Genomic DNA, 24,357 nt, shown 5'->3' on the forward strand with positions numbered 1-24,357 from the left:
GGACGCGGCTCCGCGGTCCCGCGGCCGGGCCGTCCGGGGCGCTCCCGCGAGGCCGCCGGACTCCCCGGGGGGCGCGATCCTGAGAGTCCGCTGAGGACGCCGTCCACGCTGAGCGAAAGCGGAACGCGCCGCCGCTCCGGGACGTTGTTCATGTCGTACGGCTGTCGCACGAGTTGAGGCGAAAATGCGCATTCTGCTGTTCCTGACCTTCCTCGTGGTGCCGGTCCTCGAGATATGGGTGCTCATCCAGGTCGGCCAGGTCATCGGCGGGTGGCCGACGGTGGCCCTCCTGCTCGCCGACAGCCTGCTCGGCGCCTGGATCGTGCGCCGCGAGGGCCGCCGGGCCTGGCGCAATCTCCAGGGCGCGCTGCAGAGCGGCCGGATGCCCGACCGCGAGCTCGCCGACGGCGGGCTGGTCCTCGTGGGCGGCACGCTGCTGCTCACCCCGGGGTTCCTCACCGACATCCTCGGCTTCCTGTGCCTGCTGCCGTTCACCCGGCCGATGGTCCGCAGGCTCGGATCCTGGTTCTTCGCCCGCCGGGTCCGCACCCTCGTCGCCAGGAACGCGGCGGGCGCCGGGCTCGGCTCGCCGTTCGGCGGCCCGGGATCTCCCTTCGACGTGCTGCGCGACGCGGGGAGGCCTCCGGGCTCGGGGCCGGTCGTCCACGGCGAGGTCGTCCGCGACGAGCCGGGGGGCGCGGGGGCGCCGGGTGGCGCCGGAGACTCCGGCCGGGGTCTCACCGATCGCTGAGCGCGGCCAGGCGGCGCAGCGAGAACCGGAACAGGGCCGCGTTCAGCGGCTTGATCACCTGCCAGCCGAGCCGTCCGGCCGCGCCGAACGGCACGTCGAGATCCTCCTCCCAGACGATCGTGCTGCCGCCGCCCTCGCGGGGCAGCACGCGGAAGACCCCGGTGCCGCGCACCGGCCACCCGGTGTGCCGGACCCCCACGCTCCTCGGCGGGTCCCACTCGGTGATCTCCATGGTGTCGAGGAACCCGGCCGGTCCCACCCCGGTGAAGGCCTCCAGGCGGCTCCCGACGCTGTGGCCGTTCCCGGCGGTGACGCGCGCCCGGGTCAGGACCATCCACTCGTCGTGTCTCGGCCAGTTGGTGAGCACGGCGAACACCCGTTCCGGCGGGGTGTGCGCGTCCACCGAGACGCTGATGCGGGAACTGGTCATGCCCGGATCCTTCCCTCGTGGCCGGTGGCCGACCCTCGGGCGTCGCCGTGTCCGTGAGATCCTGCCATGGACGTTGACAGGAAAACCCTGTTTTTCTACCTTTTAAGTCGGAATTTCGCATGACTCGGAATCGTGAGGGTGTGACGGCGCGACACGCGCCGCGGCGAGCCCGGGGCGGTCCGCGGCCGCGAGAACGGGGAGAGGGGCGGTTTCGCACATGACCGCGTTCACGCAGGGAACCGGCCTGGTCGAGGTCCGGCCGGTCGGCTGGGACGACGCGGCGGCCGTGGCGCTCCGGCGGGCCATGACGGAGGAGATGGACGCCCGCTACGCCGACGTGCTCGCCGCGGGCCTCATGCCCAGCGGCATGAACGTCGAGCCGGGGACCGTCGCCTACACCGGGGTCGCCCACGCGGCGGAGGGCGTCGCGGTCGGCCACGTGGCGCTGCGCCGGCTCGGTGACGACATGGAGCTCAAGCGGATGTTCGTGACCCCGTCCCACCGGGGCACCCGCGTGGCGCGGGCCCTGCTGGCCGCCGCCGAGGACGCGGCCCGCGCGCTGGGCGCGCCCCGGGTCGTCCTGCAGACCGGTCCCCGCCAGCCGGACGCGGTGCGGATGTACGAGCGGGAGGGCTACACCCCCATCCCCGTCTTCCCTCCCTACGACCGGCTCCCGGGCTCCCTCTGCTTCGAGAAACTCCTCTGACGCGGGCTTCGCACGCCGGGGGCCGGGCGTTCCGGTGGATCTCCCGCCCGCCGGGAGCCGGGCCTTGGCCGGTCCCCGGACACGGGTTCGCCGGCCCGGCCGAGGGAACGGCCGGACCGGCGAGGCGCTCGCGGGCGTCCGTCTAGGACGGGGACGCCGCGTACTCGGGACTGTCGACGTAGATCTGACCGAAGTCGATCGCCGGGGCGAAACCGGCGAAGTTGCGCTGGACCTCGGCTCTCTCCGCCGTGTTCGGGTTCGGGTTGGTGCAGCTCGTGCCCGCGCTCGCGCCGGACATCAGGTCCGTGCACCGGCCGGTACGCCGGTCGGGCAGGCCCAGGATGTGGCCGATCTCGTGGGCGGCGATGCGCAGCGGGTTGTGGCCCTGCGCGGTCGCCTGCCGTCCCATCCACACCGTTCCGCGACCCAGGCTGATGGGCTGCGCGCGGGGCCAGCCGTTGTCGGCGAGCACCACGAAGTCCGCGGGGCTGCCGGCCACCAGTCGTACGTTCGAGACGCTGGAGTTCCAGATCTGGGCCGCCTGGTCGACGGCGGACCGGAACTCCGCGGCCCTGCTCGCGTCGTATCTGAGCACGCGAACCGCCGCGGTGCGGGCGTCCGCCGCGTGGGCGGGCGCCGCCTGGGCGGGGGTGACCGTCACCAGGAAGGCCAGCCCCAGGATGAGGGCGACGCCGAAGCGGATGATCCTTGACATCTCTAGCGGGCCTCCTCGGCCATCGGGGGGTTGCTCACGGGGAGCAGCTGGTGAGGAGGCGAGATCAGCCGGTGACGAGCGTCAGCCCGTACGCCGAGAGGATCTCGTTGACCGGCTGGTGGTAGGTCGTGCCGCCGACGCTGCAGTTGCCGGAGCCGCCTGAGGTGACACCCTGGGCCTGGCTGCCGGAGATGAACGAGCCGCCGGAGTCGCCGGGCTGGGCACACGCGCTGGTGCGGGTCAGGCCGCTCACCGTGCCCTGCGAGTACCTCACGCTGGCGTTGTGCTGCTGGATGACGCCGCAGCGCCAGCCGGTGGTGGAGCCGGAGCGGCAGATCGAGGCGCCGACCGAGGCCTGGGTGGAGCCGCGCACGGTGACGTTGGCGCCGCCGGAGCCGCGGACGTAGGGGGTCACGGTGTGGCCGGGGGTGGAGACCCAGGCGTAGTCGTTGCCGGGGAACGACGAGCCGTAGAAGGTGCCGGAGGGGCTGCTGGTGGTGGCTCCCGCCCTGCCGCAGTGGCCGGCGGTCACGAAGCCGGGGGCGCTGCCCCGGCGCGCGGAGAAGCCGATGCTGCAGCGGCTGCTGCCGATGTAGTAGGCGTTGCCACCGATGATGTTGATGAAGGCCTGGGGCTGCTCGGTGGAGAGCACCACCTTCACGACGCCCTTGTCGGCGCCCGCGGCGGCGGCGAGGGCCTCGCCCGCGGCCTGGCTGCCGGCGAGGATCACGACGCTGTTGGTCGTGACGTCGACGTACCAGAGGGACGCGCCGGCCTTCGCCTCCGCCGACGCCCCGTCGAGCTTGGCCTTGACGGCCTCGAGGTTGGCCAGGGAACGGCCGACGATCACGGGCTGCGCGCCCTTGGCCCTGATGGCGCCCGCGTCGGCGGCGTCGGTGGTGGCCACGGAGAGCTGGGAGGCGTCACCGTTGAGCCAGGCGCCGGCGTACTCGGCGCCGAGCTCCTGGGTCAGGGCGGCCTCGGAGGCGGCCGCGCGGTGCTCGTTGGCCAGGCGCTGGACGGCCTGCTCGGCGGTGAGACCGAGGTCGCGCTGGAGGGCCTCGATCATCGTTGCGGGAGGCTGGGCAGGGGGGGCGGATGCCGCGACGGCGGGCGCCACGGTGGCGACCAGGTACAGGGCCACGGTAGCGGCGCCGGTCAGGAGGGTACCTCGACGTAACATGAACACTCCTTGTGAGGGGTGATGTCAAGGTATGGGGGAGAGGCCTGCGGAGGGATCTCCCAAAGAATCCCTATCGCGATGTTATGGGGACCTTGATGGCTTTCTGGGGCGATGAACGGTGAGGGCACGGCGACCTGTGCGAGGACCGCGGACGCCTTTCCCCTGGAGGCGTGATGTGACCGAAACGGTCGAGGAATATGGCCGAAACGGCGGGCGAGTGATCGACGATCGCGTGATTTCCCCCTCGCGCGGCCGGGGGGAACTCTGGAAGACTGGTCGCCGCGCCTTCGGCGCACGGGTGCCGACTTTTGACAGCGATCAAACGGAGCAGCGTCGATGACTTGTTCTGGACATCCAGAACTCGCGAGGATGGGTCGCTGCGCCGCACGTGCGGCCGCCCGCGGGGAAGGCTCCCTCGCGGGATCCGTTCCGTGTCTCCCCCGGACGCGCCCCGCGCGGACCGTCGTCCCGGCCTCCCACCGTCCGGCCGTCACGGCACGGATGTCACAGAAGGACACGTGTCATGACTGACGAAGCCGCCGCCGACGGCGGGAGCGAGGAGACGGCGACGCTGCCGCGCCGCGTCGACGCGCTCCGGTGCCCGCACACCGAGCCCGGCGAGCGCCGCTGCGTCCTGCCACCCGACCACGATCTGGACCACGTCTACCCGCACCAGAAGGCTCCCGCGCTGTGCGCGGGTGAGTGACGGGCCGGCCGCCCACCGGTCGTTCCCGCCTCCGGCCCCGCGGACAGGCCCGCCGGTGCGGGGGAGATCCCCTCAGAGGGCGCCGGCCACCTCGGCGGCGGCCACGGCCGCGCGGACGGCCTGCGCCGGGTCACCCTCGTGGTAGCGCCGCTCGCTGGGTTCGATGTTGTCGAGGAACTCCTGGTAGCGGAGGGCGTACGCGAGATGCTGCAGCGGTTCCGCCAGGATCAGCGCGCGGGCCGGGTCGCAGCCGGGGACGCTCGCCGCCCACGTCTCGCACCAGGCCTCCGCCGCCGCCTCCCAGCGGTCGGCGGGCAGGAAGTCGCGGGGCCGCAGCCCGTCGAGGGCGGGGTGGCCGTAGTGGCTGTCGGCGAAGTCCAGCACGACGGTGCCGCGCGGCCCCGACACCCAGTTGCCCGGGTGGAAGTCGCCGTGCACCAGCGTGCACGGCAGGCCGCAGGACTCCAGCGCGGCGGTCAGCGACGGCAGGCGGTCGGCCAGCCGGTGGGCCAGGCGCAGCTCCCCGGCGTCCAGGTCGCCGGCCGCCTCGCCGTCGAGCAGCCCGCCCACCAGGGCGGCCAGGGCCGAGGGCGTGCGGTCGAGGAGCCCGCCGGGCCGCCCGCCGCCCCAGCGCCCGGCGAGGGCCGCCTGCGCCCTCGCCAGTCGGCTCACCGCCTCGGCGACGATCTCCCGCGGGGCGTCGCGACAGTCGGCGCCGGGCACGTGCTCCAGGAGCACCCGCCGGTTCGGGGTGTCGGCCGCCACGACGGCGGGCACCAGGCCGGGGTCCTCCGCCGCGAGCATCCCGATCGCGCGGGCCTCGTCGGCGGCGAAACCAGGAGTGATCTTCAGCCAGACCGGCCCCGGACTCGTGGGGATGCGGAACAGCCCCGCCAGGTTCCACGTCCTCACCTGACGCGCGGGCCCCTCGGGGGGCCTGCCCGCCTCGCGCAGCGCGGTCCCGGCCCAGCCCAGTGCCTCGCGCACCCCCGAGGCCTTCGCCCACTCCGCCCGGTGCGCCACGGGGGCCGTCAGGTCCGCGGGCGCGGACGGCCTCCCGGCCGCGTCCGCGGCGCCGGACCCGAAGGAGGCCGGGCCGGCCGCAGGGCGGCCGAGGGCCTCGACGTGGTAGGTCGTGTGGCCCTCGCGGGGGCCGCGGCCCCGATCCTCGGCGTCGACCAGGCGCAGCACCACCACGGGCGTGCCGAGCGTCTCCTCCAGGTGGGCCACGACCGATCCGACCTCGGCCCACCAGGGGTCGGCCACCGGGAACGGCCCGACCGTTCCCAGCCACTCGTCGCCGGCCGTCACGAGGGCGCTCACCGTGCGGCCCGACGCCTCGGCTTCGCTCACGGGGTGCTCACCGTGCGGCCTGATGCCTCGGCTTCGCTCACGGGGGCGTTCACCGTGCGACGCGATGTTTCGCTCACGCGGGCAGTGTGCCGTCGGGGAGGCCGTCGCCGCCACGGGTTTTCGCCGGGCCTCCTCGGGCCTCCCCTGGCCCTCCCCTGGCGGGGAGGGTGCCCGGTCAGTGCCCGGGGCCGTGGTCGTCGAACAGGGACGGCTCGCGCCGCCGGTTCGGCCGCGCGTGGGGTTCCATCGGCCCGGCGGGGTGGCGGTCGTCGCCCGCGCGGTCGCGCCGCAGCTGCGACCGGAGTTCCGCGTCCTCGCGCAGCTCCTGCTCGGAGGGGGACAGGAAGATGGCCAGGAGCAGTCCGAGGGTGAGCAGGCTGATCCCGACGAGCAGGGGCAGCATGAAGTCCATCCCCTGTGCCCCGCTCGCCGGCGCGGCGTCGGCGTGCGCACCGACGCCGACGGCGAACATGCCGGTGTAGTGCATTCCATTCACTGCGAGTCCCATCAGCAGGGCGGCGCCGGTGGTGGCGAGCGCACCGCGTACGCGCAGGCTGAACCAGAGCGCCACCGTCGCCGCGACCACGGCGATGAGCAGCGACAAACCGACCAGCAGAGGGTCGTAGCTCACGGGCGCGGACATGTTCATGGCCGCCATGCCCAGGTAGTGCATCCCGGCCACGCCCAGGCCGGTGAGCAGCCCGCCGCCGACGAGCGCGCCGGTGCTGTTCTCCCTGCGCGAGACCAGGAAAAGGCCGGCGCCGACGACGACGACCGCGAGCAGCGCGGACGCGACGGTCAGCGGTACGTCGTAGCGGATCGACGTGCCCTGCACGTCGAAGCCCATCATCGCGATGAAGTGCATCACCCAGATGCCGGTCCCGCCGATGGACAGGGCCGCGCCGCCGAGCCAGAGCGCGCGCGAGCCGCCCTCCGCCCCGCGCGCCCGCGCGGCGAGCAGCAGCCCCAGCAGACAGCCGATGCTCGACATGAGGTACGAGGCCGCCGGCGTGACGAACCCGTAGGCGAAATGGTCGATGGCAGGCATGGCGGGCTCCTGGCGGAGGGGAGAGGGTTGGAACGTGCCAAAGGAAGGTCGGGTCTGGCGGCGTGCGGGATCGGTCGTGGGGTGGCCCGGACCGTGACTGGTTGACCGACCAATCACTGCGAGGGGTGCTCACCTTACAGTTCCGTGGCTCCGAATGGCCATAATGGGGTGATTAAGAATGTCTAAAAGGATCACTCGGTGACTGTTCCGCTCACGTGAAGTGAACATTCCAGGAGAGGAGGAGAGCCGATGACCAGGCTCACCGGTCAAGGACGGAAGACGCCGCCCCCGGTATGGCCGGAGGACCGCTACGAGGTCGTCTGCGAGCGTGACGAGCCGCACGGGGGCACCCGCGACCGCTACCACTTTCCCCGGCACGCGGTGCACTCGGCTCGTGACCTGGAGACGGCCGGGCTCGCCAGGAGGGTGCGCGTGGTCAGGCTGTCCGACGGAGCGGTGATCTACGACCGTGTCGACGGCGTCGACCTGCCCGCCGACGAATGGTGATCCACCGTTCCCCGGAGGAGGGCGGGGGAGCCGGGTCAATCCCCCGGGCGGGGGTAGAGATTCTGGATGGACGCCGATGCGCCACCCGCGCCGGCCGCCCTGGGTGGTGCCGTGAGTGTCGAGGAGTGGTCGTGGACGGATCCATGTCATCTGTACCGCGAACGGACGGGAATCGCGGGAACGGCAGGATGAGGCCCTGCGAAGGACGCGCGAGAATGCTCGCGGGACTGGCCGAGGCCAGCCACATGAGCGCGATGGAGGATCTACCGGCCATCGTCGAGGAGCACGCCGCCCACGTCGGGCTGTACGACGTGCTGATCTACCTGGCCGATCTGCAACAGGAAGTGCTGCGCCCGCTGAACGGCCATGGCGCCGGTGAGGAGACGGATCGGGAGAAGGGCGAGCTGCGGATCGACGGGACGCTGGCGGGCCGGGCCTTCCAGGAGGTGCGCATCCTGTCCAGGCCCCCTCTGGAAGACGAACCGGGCCGTTGGTGGGTGCCGCTGCTCGACGGCACCGAACGCCTGGGGGTACTGCGCGTCAGTCTCCGGCCGCGGACGGACGGGAAACGGGCCCAGGAGGACATGAGGCATCTCGCGTCCATGGTCGCGCTGCTGCTGGCGAGCAAGCACTCCCAGAGCGACTCCTACGCCCGGCTGGTACGGACCCGGCCGATGAACGTCGCCGCCGAGATGCAGTGGAACCTGTTGCCGCCGCTCACCTTCGCCACCGAGAAGGTGGTGATCGGCGCCGCGCTCGAACCGGCCTACGAACTCGGTGGCGACGCCTTCGACTACGCGCTGGCCGGCGATTCCGTCCACCTGGCCATCTTCGACGCGATGGGCCACGACGCGTCCGCGGGGCTGACCGCGAACCTCGCGGTGGCCGCCTGCCGCAACCGCCGCCGCCAGGGCGCCGACCTCGTCGAGGTCAGCGAGGGGATCGAGGAGGTGCTGATCGAGGAGTTCGGCGTGGGCAACCGCTTCGCCACGGGGATCCTGGCCGACCTGGACATGCGTACCGGCGTGTTCACCTGGGTCAACCGCGGGCACCACCCCCCGGTGGTGATCAGGAGGGGGCGCTGGGTCGCCACCCTGCAGTGCCCGCCCGCTCACCCGATGGGTCTCGGCCTGGGACTGGCCGTGACCCCGTGCGGGGAGCAGCTGGAACCCGGCGACCGCGTGCTCCTCTACACCGACGGCATGACCGAGGCCCGTAACCGGCTGGGGCAGGAGTTCGGCCTGGAGCGCTTCGTCGACTTCATCATCCGCCGCAACGCCGACGGCCTTCCCGTACCGGAGACCTTGCGCCGCCTGATCCGCAGCGTGCTGGAGTATCACGACGGGAGGCTGCAGGACGACGCGACCGTCCTGCTGGTGGAGTGGCGGGGCGGCGCCCAGGGGAAACTGCGCCTCTGAACCGGGCGCCGCGGAGGCCGTGCCGTCCGTGCCGCCCGTGCCGGACGCGGGGCGCCGGGGTCAGGGCGCGGACAACCCCGGAGGGTAGGGGCTCTCGCCGTCCCGGATCGCCGCGAGCATCCGGGCCGCGTACGCCCGCACGGCCTCGTGCAGGCCGTGGCCGAAACTCACGCGGGCCACCCCGAGGTCCGCCAGCTCGCCGAGCGACGGCGTGCCGGGGCGGAACAGGATGTTGATCGGCCCGCCGATCCCCTCCACCAGCGCGCGGACGGCCCCCGCCTCGGCCGCGAAGATCGGATAGACGCAGTCGGCGCCCGCCTCCAGGTAACGGCGGCCCCGCCGCACCGATTCGGCCAGCCTCTCCTCGGCGCTCCCCGTACCGTGGATGTAGGTGTCGACCCGGGCGTTGATCACCAGGTCCACGCCCGCGGCGGTCGCGGCGGCCCTGACGGCGCCGAGGAGGGCGGCCTGCTCGTCGACGTCGGCCATCGCCCCGGTCCGGGGGTCGGAGTCCTCCAGGTTGCAGCCGGACGCCCCCGCGGCGACCAGCCGCTCGACCAGCTCCGCGGGCTCCAGCCCGTAGCCGCGCTCCATGTCGGCGGTGACGGGCAGGCCGACCGAGCGGCTGATCCTGGCGATCGCGGCCAGCATCTCCCCGACGGGCGTCTCCTCGCCGTCGTCGTACCCGAGCACCGGGGCGATCGCGGCGCTGCCGGTGGCGATCACCGGGAAGCCCGCCGCCTCGACGGCGCGGGCCGACGCGGCGTCCCAGACGTTGGGCACCACCAGCGGGCGGCCGGGTACGTGCAGCGCCCGCAGCGCCGAGGCCTTCCCGCGGGCCGTGGACGCGGTGCCGCCGGTGTCCTCGCTGGTAGAAGTGGTCATGGGAGCGACCCTAGGGGGAGAGCGGACCGATCTTAAGGGCCAATTCCGCGCCAATCCATTGGGCCACTTCCCCTCGGGCCCGCCGCCGGGGGAGGAGCCGGACGCCCTTCCGTGGCCGGGACGGCCCTCCGGGATCGGGAAAGCGTGAGACCCCCGGCCCTGGTGGGCCGGGGGTCTCACGCTTTCCGAACTCTCTGAAATCGGTCAGGCGCTCTTGCGGCGCTGGGCGCGTAGAATCGCCAGGCGCTCGTTGAGCACCTCCTCCAGGTCCTCGATCGTGCGGCGCTCCAGCAGCATGTCCCAGTGCGTCCGTGGGGGCTTGGCCTTCTTTGCCTCCGGCAGCTCGCCGTCCACCCGGAGGGCGGTCGCGCCGCACATGCGGCACTCCCAGGTCGCCGGGATCTCGGCTTCAGCGGCAAGCGGAACGTCGAATCGATGACCCTTCGGGCAGGTGTAGGACACCTCCTGGCGCGGGGCCAGATCGGTGTTGCGGTCGTTCTCGTAGCTGGTCGCCCCGAGTCTGGTGCCGCGTAGCGCACGCTCGCCCATGTCTGAATGCCTCCTGAGGGCCCCGTCGTGAGGGGTTCGTCTCCCACGGCGTACAACGCTTGATACCGTGTGTGGATTCCCACAGACAGGGTGATCCAATCGCACGTTCTTGACCCGGTCTGCGGAGGGCCCTCTTTTCTGGGGTTTCTCAGATGCGTTCGGGCACCTGGTTTCCGGCCGCCCTGATGGCCTTGGGCAGGTCGATGAGGGCGAGCAGCACGAAACCGAGCACGAAGAAGATCATCAAAGAGATGATGCCCAGGCGGTAGCTGTCGGTCAGCTGGAGCGCCAGGCCGAGGGTGAACGAGCCGAGGAACGTCGAGCCCTTGTCGCTGATCTCGTACAGGCTGTAGTACTCCGCCTCCTTGCCCTTCGGGATCACATGGGAGAACAGCGACCGCGACAGGGCCTGGGTCCCGCCCATCACGATCGCGATGGCGAACGCCAGCGCGAAGAAGGGCAGGGCCGCGCCCCTGGGCAGGAAGTAGGCCACGGCCACCACGGCGATCCAGGCGATCAGCGCGACCATCACGACCCGCTTGGCCCCGTACGAGGCGGCGAGCCTGCCGAGCAGCAGGGCTCCGAAGAAGGCCACGAACTGCACCATCAGGATCGCCTGGATCCGCACGTCCTGGGCTAGCCCGAGCTCCTCCTGGGCGTAGGTGGCCGAGAAGGAGATGACGGTCTGCACGCCGTCGTTGTAGATGAGATAGGCGACCAGGAAGCCCAGGGTCAGCGGGTAGCGCCGCAGCTCCCTGATCGTGCGGCCCAGCTGGCGGAAGCTGCCGGTCACCGCCTGGACGGTCGACTCGGCGCCCGAGGGGAGCGCCCGCCGGTTGCGCAGCCGCAGCAGCGGGATGATCGTGAACCCGCCCCACCACAGGCCCGCGGACGACAGGGCGATGCGCACGGCGTCGCCCTCGGTGACGCCGAAGGACTCGTGGTAGAGGAAGAGCACCAGATGGAGGGCGAGCAGCAGGCCGCCGCCGAGGTAGCCGAAACCCCATCCCCTGGCGGAGACCTTGTCACGCTCGTCCGCCGTGGCGATCTCCGGCAGGAACGAGTTGTAGATCACGAACGCGGCGGCGAAGGCGACGCTGGACACCAGGAACAGCGCGCCGCCCAGCAGGTAACGCCCGTCGGCGACGAACCAGAAGCAGACGGTCGCACCGGCGCCGAGGTAGGCGAACAGGCCGAGAAGCTCCTTCTTGCGGCCGGTGTGGTCGGCCAGCGCGCCCACCAGGGGCATCAGGATGATCTGCAGGATGGCCGCGAAGCCCACCACGAAGGAGTAGTAGGCGCTGGGCCGCACGTCGAACCCGATCACGTCCACGTACGGGCGCCCCTGGGCGGCGGCCTCCGCGATCGTCGTCAGGTACGGGCCGAGGAAGACCGTCAGGATGGTGGTCGGGAAGGCGGAGTTCGCCCAGTCGTAGAAGTACCAGCCGCGTTGCTCGCGGCGCCGGGACTGGGGGGAGTCCTCGACGGCCTGTTCGGAGGTCATGAGCGGTCCTCGGTCTGTCGGGAGGCGGGGGGAAATCGGGGAATCGAGGGAGGAGCGGGGAACGGGCGGAGGACTCGCGCCCGCGCGGCCTACGCGGCGAGACGACCTGGATACCACTGGCCGCGGGACTCCAGCACGTCGCGCAGCCCCGAGATGTTGTCGGTCATCAGGCCGTCCACACCGAGGTCGAGCAGGCGTTCCATCACCCCGGTGTGGTTGACGGTCCACACGTGGATCTGCATGCCGAGCGCGTGGGCCGTGCGGATCAGGGCGGGCGTGGTGATCCGCAGGCCGCGGAAGCCCACCGGCACCTGCGCGCACGGCACACCGGCGCGGGCCAGGCGGGCGAGCAGGCGGCCGTACCCGGAGGTGGTGGCGGCGGCGCGCAGGGTCGCCACGCCGCGCGGGCCCAGCGAGGAGCACACCTCGCGGCCGACCGCGGCGCGGGCCCTGGCGAGCCGCTCCTCGGAGAAGGAGGTGAGGCAGATCCGGTCGTGGGAGGCGGTCCTGCCGATCGCCCGGGCGAGCGGCGCGATGGCCGCCGACTCCTTGACGTCGATGTTGAAGCGCGCCTCGGGCCACGAGCCCAGCAGGTCCTCCATCAGCGGTATCTCGTCCACGCCGCCGATCCGCGCCTCGCGCACCAGCCGGTACGGCAGCTCGGCGATCCGGCCCCGGCGGTCGGTCACCCGGTCCAGGGTGTGGTCGTGGAAGGCCAGCAGCACCCCGTCGGCGGTGGCGTGCGCGTCGGTCTCCAGATAGGTGTAACCGAGTCCGACGGCCCGCTCGAAGGCGGGAAAGGTGTTCTCCCTGCCCTCGGCGGCTCCACCCCGGTGGGCGAAGGGCAGGGGGCCGGGATGGTCGAGGAAGGGATAACGGCGTTGCACGTGCAGGAGTATGCCCCCTGCGAGCTGGACGCGTCATCGCGGGCGGGTGAACGTTTGGATCACAAGGTGCCGAACGGGACGCGGCCGGACCCCGGGCAGGACTTTGCCCTGGCCTGCCCATCGCCGTGGATGATGGGAAATACCTGGTTGTCCACGGCCGACCTCGCTGTTTCGCCTGATTTCCGGTTTTCCGGGGCGCGGCGGCGTCGAGGCGGAGGTCCGTGAGAACGGAGGCCGCGCATGAGCAAGGGAAGCACGTCCGGACGCCTGGCGAGCGTGAGCGGTTTCGCCGACGACCGTCTCGGCACGGCGGGATTCCTCAAACGGAACATGCGGAAGATCTTCCCTGACCACTGGACCTTCCTGCTGGGGGAGATCGCTCTCTACTCGTTCGTCATCCTGCTGCTGACCGGCACGTTCCTGACGTTCTTCTTCAAGCCCGTCATGGAGGAGGTCGTCTACAACGGCTCCTACTCGCCGCTCAAGGGCATCGCGATGTCCGAGGCGTACGCCTCGACACTGGACATCAGCTTCGACGTGCGCGGTGGCCTGCTGATGCGGCAGATGCACCACTGGGCGGCCCTGCTGTTCATCGGCGGCATGATGATCCACATGCTCCGGATCTTCTTCAACGGGGCGTACCGCAAGCCGCGGGAGCTGAACTGGCTGATCGGCGTCGCCCTGCTGGCCCTCTCCCTGTTCGAGGGCCTGACCGGCTACTCGCTGGCCGACGACCTCCTCTCCGGCGCCGGGTTGCGGATCACCGCCGGTGTGGCGCAGTCACTGCCGCTGGTCGGCACCTGGCTCACCTTCCTCCTCACCGGCGGCGAGTATCCCGGCGATGAGATCATCCCGCGGTTCTACTCGATCCACATCCTGCTCCTGCCGGGCATCCTGCTGGCGCTCATCACCGCCCACCTGATCCTGACGTGGGTGCTGAAGCACACGCAGATGCCGGGCAAGGGCCGCACCAACGACAACGTGGTGGGCGGGCCGACCTACCCCTCCTTCATGGCCAAGTCGGGCGCCTACTTCATGTTCACCTTCGGCGTCATCGCGCTGCTGGGCACCTTCGCCCAGATCAACCCCGTCTGGCTGTACGGCCCCTACACGCCGTCCGACATCTCGGCGGGCTCCCAGCCCGACTTCTACCTGGCGTTCCTGGACGGCTCGCTGCGCCTGATGCCCTCCTGGGAGATCAACCTCTTCGGCACCGAGGGGGGCACGCTGCCGATGAGCGTGATCATCCCGGCGCTGCTCCCGCTGGGGATCATCCTGGTGGGCCTGGTCCTGTACCCGTTCGCCGAGCAGTGGGTCACCGGGGACCGCCGCGAGCACAACATCGTCGACCGCCCCCGCAACAACCCGCACCGCACCGCGATCGGCATGTCGGCGGTCACGTTCTACGGCGTCCTGTGGCTGATGGCCGCCACCGACGTGATCGCCGCGAACTCCCGCCTCTCGATAAACGAGATCATCTACACCGGCAGGGTCCTGGTCTTCCTCGGTCCGGCCGTGGCGTACTACGTCACCTACCGGATCTGCCTGGGCCTGCAGCGCCGCGACGCCGAGGCTCTCGGGCACGGTGTGGAGACCGGTGTGATCAAGCGCCGGCCCACGGGGGAGTACATCGAGGTCCACGTCCCGCCCATGGAGTCCATCGAGGCCCAGGTGCGCGGCAAGGAGCCGGTCCCGATCCTTCCGGGGACGGCCGAGGACGGCGACGGGGAAGGTGTCCCGGCGCACAACGGGAAGCATCACCCGCTCCGCAGGCTTCGCGCCATGATGAGCAGGGCGTACGGCGGGGAGAAGGTCCCGCTCGACGGCGACCGGGACCACGACGGCCACGGTGAGCACGACGGGCGTGACCGTGCCGGGCGCGCGGCCGTCGGGCCGGGAACGGACGAGAACAGGTCGCCGTGACCGGCCCGGCGGCCGCGCGCCCTCACTCCTCGGGCGGCACCTTGCCCGACCACTCCTGGCGGCGGGCCTCGGCCACCGCGATCGCCGCAGCCACCGCGACGTTGAACGAGCCGACCCGGCCGACCTGCGGGATGTAGCAGACGCCGTCGGCGGCCTCCAGCAGCGCGGGGGAGCACCCGTGGTCCTCGCTGCCCACCACCAGGCACACGTCCCCGCCCAGCTTGGCCTCGGACAGGGGCACGGCGTCCCCGGTCAGCTCCACCGCGATCACCGCGAACCCGTCCTCCTTGGCCGCCCGTACGGCTTCCAGGACGGGGACCGGCTCCTCCCAGGCCACCAGCCGGTCGGTGCCCAGCGCCGTCTTCTGCGCCTTGGGGTTGGTCGGCGGCGTGGCGTTTCCCGCCAGCCAGATCCGCTCCACACCGAAGGCGGCGGCCGTGCGGAAGATGGAACCGATGTTGAACGGGCCGGTCACCGACTCCAGGATCAGGGCCAGCCGCCCCTCGGTGTTCCTCCGCCAGGTGCGGTTGAGGCGCTTGACATCGGTCGGGCGCAGCTGCCTGCGCGGGTTCGCCGTCATCGGTCGTTCACCGTTCCTCGTCGTTCCTCGTTCGTCCCGTGTGTTTCGCGGTGATCCGCTTCTCGCCCGCCACCGTGCCGCCGCCCGTGCCCGCCCGTGCTCGCCTGCCCGTACCCGTCGCGCCGGCGTGCTCGCGGGGGAAGCGGGGGCTCACCGCGGCTCCGCCTCCGGGCGCGCCTCCACCCGGAGGATCCGGTACGAGGAGCGGGAGGCCACGCGCTCGGCGGGCCAGCCCCGCTCGTTCAGCCAGCGCTGCAGGGAGTCGGAGCCCAGGTGCTTCTGGACCACCAGGTGGGCGACGCCGTCCGGGGTGAGGCGCGACAGCCAGCGGGTCAGCATCTCGTGCATCGCGGCCTTGCCGATGCGGATCGCCGGATTGGACCAGATGGCGGAGAACCGCACCTCCGGCGGGACCTCGTCGACATGCATCGACCTTACTTTGTCAAGGGAGGCGGCCCTGGCGTTTCTCGCGCACAGCTCGATCGACCTGCGGTTGACGTCCACCGCCCAGACCGTCGCCTCCGGGGCGCGCGAGGCCATCGTCAGCGCGATCGGCCCGTAGCCGCAGCCCAGGTCGAGCAGGTCGCCGCCCGGCGGCGGAGGGGGGACGCTCTCCAGCAGGATCCGGGTGCCCTGGTCGACGCGCTCGGCGGAGAACACCCCGCTGTCGGTCTCCAGTCTCAGATGGAGGTCGGGGAGCACGAGCGTGACCGAGCCGGGACGGCCCGCGGTCTCCGGACGCTCCTCGAAGTAATGTGCCACGTCGTAGAACGTTACCAACGGCCGGGACCGGCTCAGGGCGGCCGCGCCCCCGGCCGCGATCCCCACCCGTAGGCCCGCCCCCGCCGGACGAGGGTCACGGGGGTCACGGGGGTCAGGGGATCCGCGACCCCAGCAGCAGGGCCACCCCGGCGGTCAGCAGCCCGGCCAGGATCGCCGCCACCACGAACCAATGGGTGATCTCCTGGTTGACCGTCCGGTAGCCCAGCGAGGTGCCGATCTGCTCGTACACCTGCTTCAGCTCGCTGCCCGACTCCGCCTGGTAGGCCCGGCCGCCCGTGCCCTCCGACAGGGTCTGCAGGGTGGCCTTGTTCACCGGGACGTTCACGTCGCGGCCGTCGATCGAGACCGTCCCCTCCTGGGTGCCGTAGGCGATCGTGGAGACCGGGACCCGTACGCTCTTGGCCGAGTCGATCGCCTCGGCCACCGAACGTCCCGAGGTGTTGTCGCCGTCGGACAGCAGCACGATCGCGGCCGGGGGCGGGTCGGTCACCGCCTGCTGGTCGAAGGAGCGCAGCGACTCCAGGGAGCTGAACACCGCCTCGCCGATCGCGGTGCCCGCCCGGGTGCCGAGGGTGCCGAGGGAGGTGCCGACCGCCTGGTGGTCGGTGGTGGGCGAGACCACGACCGACGCGGAACGGGCGAAGGCGACCAGCCCGACGTTGAACCGTTCCGGCAGGTCCGCGACGAACTTCTGGGCGGCCTCCTTGGCCGCGGTGATCCGGTTCGGCTGGACGTCGTCGGCCTCCATCGACAGCGAGACGTCCAGCGCGATGATGATCGTCGCCCGGTCGCGGGGGATGCGCACCGAGTCGGCGGGACGGGCCGCGCCCACGATCAGCAGGCTCATCATGACGAGGAACAGCGCCGGGGCCACGTGCCGGCGCCAGCCGGGCCCGGCGGGGGCCACCAGCGTCAGCAGGGGCAGGTTGGTGAAGCGCAGCGCGTAACGGCGCCGGGCGAACTGGGCGGCCACGTAGCCCGCCACCAGCAGCGCCAGCGCGGCGAACAGCCACATCCAGGCCGGAGAGAGGAATGTCACCGTGTCGCTCCCGACCTCGGGGGCCGATGGGTCAGGTGCGCCATGCGACGCTGCCGCAGCACGAACTGCGCGATGTCGAACACCCAGTCGCGGTCGGTGCGCAACACCAGGTGGGCCACCCCGCAGCGGCGCAACGCCACCTGGTTGGTCATCCGCTGCGCGGCGGCGGCCTCCGCGTAGGCCTGGCGGACCCGGGACGTGAGCTGGATCTGGCGGCTCCGTCCCGTCTCCGGGTCGGTCATGCTGACCAGCCCGACCGGCGGCAGCTCCAGCTCGCGAGGGTCGATCACCTCGACGGCCAGCACCTGGTGGTGGGCGGCGAGCCGCCGGATCGGCCGCTCCCAGGGCAGCTCCAGGCCGGGATCGAGGGTGGGCTCGGGGTCGAGGAAGTCGGAGACGATCACCCGCAGGCCGCGCCGCCGCCGCGCCGAGGCCAGGATCTCGATGGCCTCGGCCAGATCGGGGGCACCGGCGACGGCGCGGCCCCTGGGGGCGTCCATCAGCGAGTGCAGCAGGCCGTACAGCGCCGGGCGGCCGCTCCTGGCGGGCATCCGGTGGACGTACTCGTCGTGCAGGACGTACGTGCCGAAGCGGTTGCCGATCCGGCCCGACAGGAAGCCGATCGCCCCGACGGCGGCCACGACCAGGTCCCGCTTCTCCATGCCGGCGGTGCCGAAGTCCATGCTGGGCGACAGGTCCGCCAGAGCCCAGGTCTCCAGCTCCCGGTCGGCGATCAGGTCGCGCACGTGCGGGACGGTCGTGCGGGCGGTCACCGCCCAGTCCATCCGCCGGATGTCGTCCTCGCCGGGCACGTAGACGCGGCTGTCGCCGAACTCGCTTCCCGGACCGGGGAGGAGTCCCTGGTGGGCGCCCTGCAGCAGCCCGTCCAGGCGCCGGACGATGGTGAGCTCCAGTCGCCGCAACGCCTGCTCGGCCGTACTCAGGTCGGGATCGCCGGCGCCTTCGAGGCCGGTCACCGGGAGCCCTGGTTCCAGACGACGAGCGGGGGCGGCACCGCGGCGAGGACCTGGCGGACCACGTCCTCGGGGTCGATCCCGTCGGCGATGGCGTCGAAGGTGAGCATCAGCCGGTGGGACATCACGTCCACCGCCACGTCGCGCACGTCGTCGGGGAGCAGGTAGTCGCGGCCGCGCAGCAGCGCCAGGCCGCGTCCCGCGGCGACCAGGCCGAGGGTGGCCCGGGGGCTGACGCCGATCTCGATGTTCTCCTGCAGCTCGGGCAGGCCGTATTCGGCGGGGGAGCGGGTGGCCATCACGAGCCTGACCACGTAGTCGGCGACGAGCTGGTGGACCGAGACCTGGTCGGCCATGGCCTGCAGCGCGGCCAGCCGCGCGGGGTCGAGCACCGGCCTGGGGGTCGGCGGGGTCACGCTCATCCGGTGCAGGATCTCCAGCTCCTCGTGGGCGCTGGGATGGGTGACGCGGACCTTGAACAGGAACCGGTCGCGCTGGACCTCGGGAAGGGGGTAGACGCCCTCCGACTCGATCGGGTTCTGGGTGGCCAGCACGATGAACGGCCTGGGCAGCGGATGGGTCTCCCCGGCGAGGGTCACCTGCCGCTCGGCCATGACCTCCAGCAGCGCCGACTGGACCTTGGCCGGGGCCCTGTTGATCTCGTCGGCGAGCAGGAAGTTGACGAACACCGGGCCGAGCTCGACGTCGAAGGCCTCGCGGGACGGGTGGTACACCCGGGTTCCCACGATGTCGCTCGGGACCAGGTCCGGGGTGAACTGGATGCGGGCGAACTCCCCGCCGACCACCGTGGCCAGGGTCGAGGCCGCCAGGGTCTTGGCCACCCCCGGCACCCCCTCCAGCAGGCAGTGGCCCCTGGCCAGGAGCGCCACGAGCAACCGCTCCACCATGTGCTCCTGCCCGACGATGACCCGCCGGACCTCGGTCAGGGCGTCGCGCAGCAATCCGGTGTCGGTCTCGCTCGGCAGTTCTTCGGCGACGGTCATGTCGGTATTCCATCAAATGAAATGGCGGCTCGCACGACGGGCCCGCCCCGTATTTCCTGACAGCGCCCGCCGCGTGCCCGCCGCGTGCCCGCAGGGCGCCCCCGGCGTGCCCCCGCGTGCCCGCGGGGCGGCCCGTCCCGGCGGCCCGCGGGGCGTGGTGTGATCGGCCGGGTGTGCTTTCATGTCAGACGTGGCCACTCCACTCCAGTACGGTGACCCGCCCCAGCTGGGGCCCTTCCTCGTGCAGGCCCGCCTGCGCGTGGGACCCGCCGGGCTGGTCTACCTCGGGCTGGCGCCCGACGGCCGGGCCGTCTCGGTCGCGGTGCTGACCAAGGGGGCGGCGCTCGACCCGGCGGCCCGCGACCGCTTCGTCACCGGGGTCCGCGACGCGACGGCGAGCCGTTCCGGCGTGCGGGGCTGGGTGGCCAGGGCGACACGCGCGCGCACCGCGGTGGCCGACACGGTCCCGCAGGTGCTGGCGATGGACGGCGGGAGCGCCCCGTGGGTGGCCACGCCGTACGAGCCCGACAGGGCCGGGGCGGAGCGGTTCCTGGAACCGGTGCTGGTCAGCGGCACGCTGATCGGCGAGCAGCACGGCCCCGACTTCGCGCCGCACTGGGTGGGCGACCGCTCGCCCGCGCTGCCCGCGCCGCCCAAGGGCGCGCCGCCGCCGACCGAGACCCGCAGGTCCGTGATCATCGCCGGGGTCGTGCTGACCGTGCTGCTCGTGCTGCTGGCGGTGATGGTCTGGTTCCTGCTGCGCAGGGAAGACGATTTCGAGCCGTTGCCGAGGCCGCTGCCGCCCACGGTGTTCGTCCCGACCCCGCCGCCGGTCCCGGCGACGCCCGAGCCGGGCCGGCCCACCCCGTCGCCGTCGCCGAGCCAGAGCGGGACCGGCACGCCCGGCCCGCAGGAGGGCGACGAGAACGAGGGCGAGCCCATCTAGGGGCGCCCGCCCGGTGCGTCCGGACGCCCCGGGGCCGGACACGCCCGCCGGGCCCGAAGTGAACCGGGTGGACGCCCAGGCGGGAAGATCGCATCTCCCCTGTCGAAAAGGCCTGCCCGGGCGAGGTGCCTCCGTCGGGCTTTAAGTGAGCCGGGTGCGTGTCCGGGGGGAGATCCCATGGGTCTTCTCTGTCTTACTACTCGCTTACGAGTACTCATGTTTGACTATCCCCATCTACTCGTGTTTGAGTAGTCGCATGAGTAGTACGCGATTGTTCATCCTGGGGGCGCTGGCCCGCCGGGGGCCGATGCACGGTCACCAGATCCGGCAGAGCGCGCAGACGGACCGGACCGAGCTGTGGACCGACATCAAGGTCGGGTCCCTGTACGGGGCGCTGCACCGGATGGAGGCCGAAGGGGTGATCGAGACGGTGCGCACCGAGCAGCAGGGCAACCTCCCGGCGCGGACCGTCTACGCGATCACCGAGGACGGCGGGCTGGAGCTGGAGTCGCTGCGCGAGGCGGCCCTGCGCGACACCCGCCTGCGGCCCGACCCCGTGGACCTCGCTCTCCAGCTCAGCTCCGACATGGGCGAGGGGGAGCTGCGGGCCGTCATCGAGGACCGGCACCGCAAGCTCACCGCCGAGCTCCAGACCTGGCAGCGGCTGAGGGAGGCGGCCACCCCCCACCTCCGCGGCCTCGAACCGCTCGGTTTCGACCACACCCTCGTCCGCCTGCGGGCGGAGATCACCTGGCACGAGACGCTGCTCGACGAACTGCCCCGGCTCCTCGGCGCCGGGGGATCCCCCGGGACGCCCCCCGGCGACAACGACGGCGACAACGACGGCGAAGGAGCCTGACATGCCCGCGAGACCACTCGACGTCCTCGTCGTCGGAGGCGGCATAGGAGGCCTGGCGCTGGCCCAGGCGCTGCTGCCCTCCGGGGTGAACGTCCAGGTCTACGAGCGCGAGCGCGACGCCGCCGGCTGGGTGCGGGGCTACCGCATCCACCTGAACCAGATCGGCAGCCGGGCGTTGCACCGGTGCCTGCCGGGCCCGCTGTGGGAGGCGTTCCTCGCCACCTCCGGCCACCCCGGCCCCGGCTTCGGCTTCCACACCCACCAGCTGCGAGAACTCGTGTTCGTGGAGGAGAGCGTGATGACCGGCGGGGCGGCCGACCCCTCGGGGGGCCAGTACGCGGTCAGCCGCACCACCCTGCGCAGGCTCCTGCTGGCCGGGCTGGAGGGCGTCGTCCACCACGGCAGGACCTTCCAGCGCTACGAGGTGAGGCCGGACGGCAGGATCGTCGCCTTCTTCGCCGACGGCACCTCGGCCACCGGGGACGTGCTGGTCGGCGCGGACGGCGCCAACTCGCGCGTACGCGGCCAGTATCTGCCGCGGGCCCGCCGTGTCGACACCGGCGCGCTCGCGATCGGCGCCCGGCTGCCGCTGGACGACCGGGTCCGCGGGTGGCTGCCCGGAAACCTCGCCGACGGGCTCAACCTCATCCTGCCGCCGAGCGGGAGCGCCATGTTCACCGCGGCCTTCAACGGCAGACGCAGGGCGGATCGCCTCCTCGCCCGGGGGGCGGGTCCCGGTTCCGCCCGTGAGCCCGGGGTCGCCGGAGGAGCCGGCCGCACCGCGCGGGAAGAGGGCCTCGCCGATCTGGAGACCGGCCTCGCCGGGTTCGGGCTCGACCTGAGGTCCCTGGTCGACGATCTCCAGGACTACGTGCTGTGGGCCTTCGTCGCCCCTCACGGGACCTATCCGGCCGGGGCCGCGGACCTCGACGGTGACGGGCTCAAGGCTCTGGCCGGGACGATGACCTCCGGCTGGCACCCCGACCTGCGCCGCCTGGTCGCCGAGGCCGACCCGGCCAGTGTCCAGTTGATGCCGTTCAAGACCTCCGTCCCCGTCGGCCGGTGGCCCGCGACGCCGGTGACGCTGCTCGGGGACGCCATCCACAACATGACGCCCGCGATGGGCTTCGGCGCCAACACGGCGCTGCGCGACGCCGCCCTGCTGGCGAGCAGGCTGGTGGCGTTCCGGCGGGGCAGGGGCGGCCTGACGGAGGCCATAGGCGGCTACGAGACCCGGATGCGCGAGTACGGCTTCGGTGCCGTCCGCACCTCCGCGAGGTTCGCGGAGTTCATGATCTCCGGCAACCCTCTCGTCCGGCGCGGCGCGAAGGCCTGGTTCCGCCTGTGCGACACCCTGCCGCCGGTCAAGCGGATGAGCTTCGGCCGCCTGTGGACCGACGGCGCGGCAGGGGAGGGGGAGACGGTGGCGCGCCCCTGAGGGCGGGCGATCCGTGACCGCCCCCGCGTTCCCCGGCTCCTCGCCGGTAATTCGCTTGAGTCTCCCGTAACGGGAGCCTTTACCGTCGCGGGCATGGAAATCATCGTTCACGACACCCCACGGGTCATGCTGGACCTGGCGAATCTCCCGCTGGAGCGGCGCCCGGAGGCGCTGCGCGCGATGCTGGCGCCCATGCGCGAGGCCATTCCCATGTCCGGCGACCTCGTCGACATCCACCACATGGGCGGCGGCTTCCGCGTGGACCGTGACGACGACCGCCACCTCCCCGCGCTGCGGCGGCTGGTCGAGCGGGACGTGCGCGGCCAGATCGAGGACGCCCTGCGGTCCGCCTGGAGGCATCTCGGCGACGCCGTGCCGGACCTCAAGGGGCCGGAGAGCCTGCAGGTCATGCTCGTGCTCGGCGACCCCGACGACGCGTACCTCACCAACGTCGCCGGCGGCTACTACGGCATGGGCGGCTCGCCGGGCTGGCTCTACCTGCTGGCCTGGCCCTCGGACGACGTCATCGGCAGGATCGCCCACTGCGCGGTGCACGAGTTCCACCACCAGGTGCGCTACCGCAACGTGGAGTGGAACCCCGCGACGGTCACGGTCGGCGAGCACGTCGTGTCCGAGGGGCTGGCCGAGGCGTTCGTCAGGGAACTGTCGGGCCCCGAGGCCATGGGCCCGTGGTCGGGGATGGTGACCGGCGCGGAGTTCGACCGCGCGTACGAGACGATCACCGCGGCCGCGGGTCTGCAGGGCATGTGGAACACCCCGGCCTACGTGCTGGGCGACACGGCCATGAGCAGGTTCGGCCGGGAACCGGCCGGCGTCCCCGACATGGCCGGTTACGGGGTGGGCCTGCGCATCGTGGACGCCCACCTGGCCGCGTCCGGCCTGACGGTCGCGCAGAGCACGGTGCTGCCCGGGGAGGAGATCCTGCGCAACGCCGGGGTGACCGTCCAGCCGTCCCAGCCGTCCCAGCGGTCCCAGAAGTCCCAGGTGGTCTCCGGGGTCTCGGCGGGGGGAGACGAAGCCTGATCCGCAGGCGGCGGTGACGGCCTGGGCGCGGTCGAAGGCTCCGGCCGCCACCCTCGTACCCTCCCTCCCCAGGAGTTCGATCGCCGCTCTCATGAGAGGGACCACGCGGGGTAGGGGGCGGCCGTGAGCGAACTCCGGCAGAGCGACCCCGCCGAGCCCGGCATCCTGCGACGGCGCCGGGGCAGGGGGTTCAGCTATCACTATTCGAACGGCACGCCGGTCCGCGACCGCCGTGTCCTCAACCGGATCAGGGCGCTGGCCCTGCCGCCCGCCTGGACCGACGTGTGGATCTGCCGGTCGGCGGACGGGCACATCCAGGCGATCGGCACCGACGCCGCGGGACGCCGCCAGTACCGCTACCACGACGTCTGGCGCGAGGAGCAGGACCGGGCGAAGTTCGACCGGGTGCGGCGCATGGCCGAGCGGCTGCCGGTGTTCAGGGAGCGGGTGGCCGAGCACCTGGGGCGGCGCGGGCTGCCGCGCGAGCGGGTGCTGGCCGCCGCGGCGCGGATGCTCGACATCGGGTTCTTCCGGGTCGGCGGGGAGTCGTACGAGTCCTTCGGGCTGGCCACGCTCAGGATGGAGCACGTCACCTGCTCGGCGGGGCGCGTCATCTGCTCCTACCCGGCCAAGGGAGGCAAGCCCAGGGAGCTGCAGATCGTCGACGTGGACGTGTGCAAGGTGATCACCGCGCTGCACGACGCCGAGGGGGAGGGGGAACTGCTGCGCTACCGGAACGGTTCCGGCTGGACCGACGTGCGCAGCGACGACATCAACGCCTACCTGCGTGAGACGCTCGAGACCGAGGTGTCCGCCAAGGACTTCAGGACCTGGCACGCGACGGTCCTGGCCGCCGTGGGCCTGGCCGTCTCCTCCCGGGCCCGCTCCAGGAACGGCAGGAGGAGGGCGGTCAGCCGGGTGGTCGCGGAGGTGGCCGACTACCTGGGCAACACCCCGGCCGTCGCCCGCGCCTCCTACATCGACCCGCGCGTCATCGACGCGTACGGCAGGGGAAGGACCGTCGCGCGGGCGCTCGACCGGCTGGGCGCCGACACCGGGTTCGGGCGGCTGGCCACGCACGGCGCCGTGGAGCGGGCCGTCGTCTCCCTGCTGGGCGGGAGGTGA

Annotated in this window: 27 protein-coding genes; 12 read left to right on the top strand and 15 right to left on the bottom strand. The window is 72.2% G+C overall.

The features are described from left to right. Positions 1-184 precede the first annotated feature (184 nt). Positions 185-751: an FxsA family protein gene (locus tag ACTOQ3_RS33450; RefSeq protein WP_440087457.1), complete on the top strand. Its 567-nt coding sequence runs from the start codon at positions 185-187 to the stop codon at positions 749-751. Here the strand turns inward: ACTOQ3_RS33450 and ACTOQ3_RS33455 are convergent. After that, a complete protein-coding gene (locus ACTOQ3_RS33455) occupies positions 738-1,181 on the bottom strand; it encodes an SRPBCC family protein (protein WP_440087458.1) in 444 nt (147 codons plus the stop codon). The genes ACTOQ3_RS33450 and ACTOQ3_RS33455 overlap by 14 nt on opposite strands. 217 nt (positions 1,182-1,398) lie before the next feature. Here ACTOQ3_RS33455 and ACTOQ3_RS33460 point away from each other — a divergent pair, with 217 nt between their 5' ends. After that, the gene (locus ACTOQ3_RS33460; RefSeq protein ID WP_440087459.1) at positions 1,399-1,887 is read left to right on the top strand and encodes a GNAT family N-acetyltransferase; all 489 of its coding nucleotides are present in this window, start codon (positions 1,399-1,401) and stop codon (positions 1,885-1,887) included. A gap of 142 nt (positions 1,888-2,029) precedes the next feature. Here the strand turns inward: ACTOQ3_RS33460 and ACTOQ3_RS33465 are convergent, their stop codons facing one another. Next, positions 2,030-2,602, bottom strand: a complete 573-nt coding sequence (locus ACTOQ3_RS33465; RefSeq protein ID WP_440087460.1) for a snapalysin family zinc-dependent metalloprotease — start codon at positions 2,600-2,602, stop codon at positions 2,030-2,032. 64 nt (positions 2,603-2,666) lie between these two features. After that, entirely contained in the window at positions 2,667-3,785 is a 1,119-nt protein-coding gene (locus tag ACTOQ3_RS33470) for a S1 family peptidase (RefSeq protein WP_440087461.1), read from the bottom strand. A 175-nt stretch (positions 3,786-3,960) separates the two neighbouring features. On the opposite strand from ACTOQ3_RS33470, the gene ACTOQ3_RS33475 reads away from it, so the two are divergent. Continuing rightward, on the top strand, positions 3,961-4,125 hold the full coding sequence (locus ACTOQ3_RS33475; protein ID WP_440087462.1) for a hypothetical protein: 165 nt from the start codon (positions 3,961-3,963) through the stop codon (positions 4,123-4,125). Between the two features lie 183 nt (positions 4,126-4,308). Continuing rightward, the gene (locus tag ACTOQ3_RS33480) at positions 4,309-4,491 is read left to right on the top strand and encodes a hypothetical protein (protein ID WP_440087463.1); all 183 of its coding nucleotides are present in this window, start codon (positions 4,309-4,311) and stop codon (positions 4,489-4,491) included. Between the two features lie 72 nt (positions 4,492-4,563). Here the strand turns inward: ACTOQ3_RS33480 and ACTOQ3_RS33485 are convergent, their stop codons facing one another. Continuing rightward, positions 4,564-5,844 carry a phosphotransferase family protein gene (locus ACTOQ3_RS33485; protein ID WP_440087464.1) on the bottom strand — a complete coding sequence of 427 codons (1,281 nt, stop codon included), beginning with the start codon at positions 5,842-5,844 and terminating at the stop codon, positions 4,564-4,566. Positions 5,845-6,019: 175 nt separating this feature from the next. Beyond that, positions 6,020-6,892 (bottom strand): MHYT domain-containing protein, encoded by an 873-nt coding sequence (locus ACTOQ3_RS33490; protein ID WP_440087465.1) that lies wholly within the window; start codon positions 6,890-6,892, stop codon positions 6,020-6,022. Positions 6,893-7,141: 249 nt separating this feature from the next. Here ACTOQ3_RS33490 and ACTOQ3_RS33495 point away from each other — a divergent pair, with 249 nt between their 5' ends. Together ACTOQ3_RS33495 and ACTOQ3_RS33500 are read left to right on the top strand one after the other, a co-directional pair. Continuing rightward, complete coding sequence (locus tag ACTOQ3_RS33495) at positions 7,142-7,399, top strand: hypothetical protein (RefSeq protein WP_440087466.1); 258 nt, start codon at positions 7,142-7,144, stop codon at positions 7,397-7,399. 215 nt (positions 7,400-7,614) lie between these two features. Beyond that, a complete protein-coding gene (locus ACTOQ3_RS33500; protein ID WP_440087468.1) occupies positions 7,615-8,817 on the top strand; it encodes a PP2C family protein-serine/threonine phosphatase in 1,203 nt (400 codons plus the stop codon). 60 nt (positions 8,818-8,877) lie between these two features. Here ACTOQ3_RS33500 and ACTOQ3_RS33505 read toward each other — a convergent pair whose 3' ends face one another. The 4 genes from ACTOQ3_RS33505 to ACTOQ3_RS33520 all read right to left on the bottom strand — a co-directional run bounded on the left by ACTOQ3_RS33505 (position 8,878) and on the right by ACTOQ3_RS33520 (position 12,642). After that, positions 8,878-9,702 (bottom strand): isocitrate lyase/PEP mutase family protein, encoded by an 825-nt coding sequence (locus tag ACTOQ3_RS33505; RefSeq protein WP_440087469.1) that lies wholly within the window; start codon positions 9,700-9,702, stop codon positions 8,878-8,880. A 204-nt stretch (positions 9,703-9,906) separates the two neighbouring features. Continuing rightward, entirely contained in the window at positions 9,907-10,251 is a 345-nt protein-coding gene (locus ACTOQ3_RS33510; RefSeq protein ID WP_089205581.1) for an RNA polymerase-binding protein RbpA, read from the bottom strand. A 148-nt stretch (positions 10,252-10,399) separates the two neighbouring features. After that, entirely contained in the window at positions 10,400-11,755 is a 1,356-nt protein-coding gene (locus tag ACTOQ3_RS33515) for an MFS transporter (protein WP_440087470.1), read from the bottom strand. A gap of 89 nt (positions 11,756-11,844) precedes the next feature. Then, entirely contained in the window at positions 11,845-12,642 is a 798-nt protein-coding gene (locus tag ACTOQ3_RS33520; protein ID WP_440087471.1) for a glycerophosphodiester phosphodiesterase, read from the bottom strand. A gap of 240 nt (positions 12,643-12,882) precedes the next feature. Between ACTOQ3_RS33520 and qcrB the strand changes: the two genes are divergently transcribed. Further along, the gene (qcrB, locus tag ACTOQ3_RS33525) at positions 12,883-14,565 is read left to right on the top strand and encodes a cytochrome bc1 complex cytochrome b subunit (protein WP_440087472.1); all 1,683 of its coding nucleotides are present in this window, start codon (positions 12,883-12,885) and stop codon (positions 14,563-14,565) included. A gap of 22 nt (positions 14,566-14,587) precedes the next feature. On the opposite strand, the gene ACTOQ3_RS33530 is transcribed toward qcrB, so the two are convergent. The 6 genes from ACTOQ3_RS33530 to ACTOQ3_RS33555 form a co-directional block, all read right to left on the bottom strand. After that, the gene (locus tag ACTOQ3_RS33530; protein WP_440087473.1) at positions 14,588-15,145 is read right to left on the bottom strand and encodes a TrmH family RNA methyltransferase; all 558 of its coding nucleotides are present in this window, start codon (positions 15,143-15,145) and stop codon (positions 14,588-14,590) included. Between the two features lie 7 nt (positions 15,146-15,152). Then, entirely contained in the window at positions 15,153-15,299 is a 147-nt protein-coding gene (locus ACTOQ3_RS33535; RefSeq protein ID WP_440087474.1) for a hypothetical protein, read from the bottom strand. Then, positions 15,296-15,907: a class I SAM-dependent methyltransferase gene (locus ACTOQ3_RS33540; protein ID WP_362686291.1), complete on the bottom strand. Its 612-nt coding sequence runs from the start codon at positions 15,905-15,907 to the stop codon at positions 15,296-15,298. Before ACTOQ3_RS33540 ends, ACTOQ3_RS33535 begins: the two co-directional genes overlap by 4 nt. Positions 15,908-16,019: 112 nt before the next feature. After that, positions 16,020-16,967 carry a VWA domain-containing protein gene (locus ACTOQ3_RS33545; protein WP_440087475.1) on the bottom strand — a complete coding sequence of 316 codons (948 nt, stop codon included), beginning with the start codon at positions 16,965-16,967 and terminating at the stop codon, positions 16,020-16,022. Further along, positions 16,964-17,944 (bottom strand): DUF58 domain-containing protein, encoded by a 981-nt coding sequence (locus tag ACTOQ3_RS33550; RefSeq protein WP_440087476.1) that lies wholly within the window; start codon positions 17,942-17,944, stop codon positions 16,964-16,966. Before ACTOQ3_RS33550 ends, ACTOQ3_RS33545 begins: the two co-directional genes overlap by 4 nt. Beyond that, a complete protein-coding gene (locus tag ACTOQ3_RS33555) occupies positions 17,941-18,945 on the bottom strand; it encodes an AAA family ATPase (protein WP_440087477.1) in 1,005 nt (334 codons plus the stop codon). The genes ACTOQ3_RS33550 and ACTOQ3_RS33555 overlap by 4 nt, the downstream gene beginning before the upstream one ends. 181 nt (positions 18,946-19,126) lie before the next feature. Here ACTOQ3_RS33555 and ACTOQ3_RS33560 point away from each other — a divergent pair, with 181 nt between their 5' ends. The 5 genes from ACTOQ3_RS33560 (at position 19,127) to ACTOQ3_RS33580 (ending at position 24,357) form a co-directional block, all read left to right on the top strand. Beyond that, positions 19,127-19,891: a hypothetical protein gene (locus ACTOQ3_RS33560; protein WP_440087478.1), complete on the top strand. Its 765-nt coding sequence runs from the start codon at positions 19,127-19,129 to the stop codon at positions 19,889-19,891. A 256-nt stretch (positions 19,892-20,147) separates the two neighbouring features. Then, the gene (locus tag ACTOQ3_RS33565; protein WP_440087479.1) at positions 20,148-20,750 is read left to right on the top strand and encodes a PadR family transcriptional regulator; all 603 of its coding nucleotides are present in this window, start codon (positions 20,148-20,150) and stop codon (positions 20,748-20,750) included. 1 nt (position 20,751) lies between these two features. Then, positions 20,752-22,188: an FAD-dependent oxidoreductase gene (locus tag ACTOQ3_RS33570; RefSeq protein WP_440087480.1), complete on the top strand. Its 1,437-nt coding sequence runs from the start codon at positions 20,752-20,754 to the stop codon at positions 22,186-22,188. Positions 22,189-22,281: 93 nt separating this feature from the next. Next, the gene (locus tag ACTOQ3_RS33575; protein ID WP_440087481.1) at positions 22,282-23,232 is read left to right on the top strand and encodes a DUF2268 domain-containing protein; all 951 of its coding nucleotides are present in this window, start codon (positions 22,282-22,284) and stop codon (positions 23,230-23,232) included. A gap of 123 nt (positions 23,233-23,355) precedes the next feature. Then, positions 23,356-24,357 carry a DNA topoisomerase IB gene (locus tag ACTOQ3_RS33580; RefSeq protein ID WP_440087483.1) on the top strand — a complete coding sequence of 334 codons (1,002 nt, stop codon included), beginning with the start codon at positions 23,356-23,358 and terminating at the stop codon, positions 24,355-24,357.

This window comes from Streptosporangium sp. LJ11, assembly GCF_051918945.1.
Taxonomy (GTDB): Bacteria; Actinomycetota; Actinomycetes; order Streptosporangiales; family Streptosporangiaceae; genus Streptosporangium.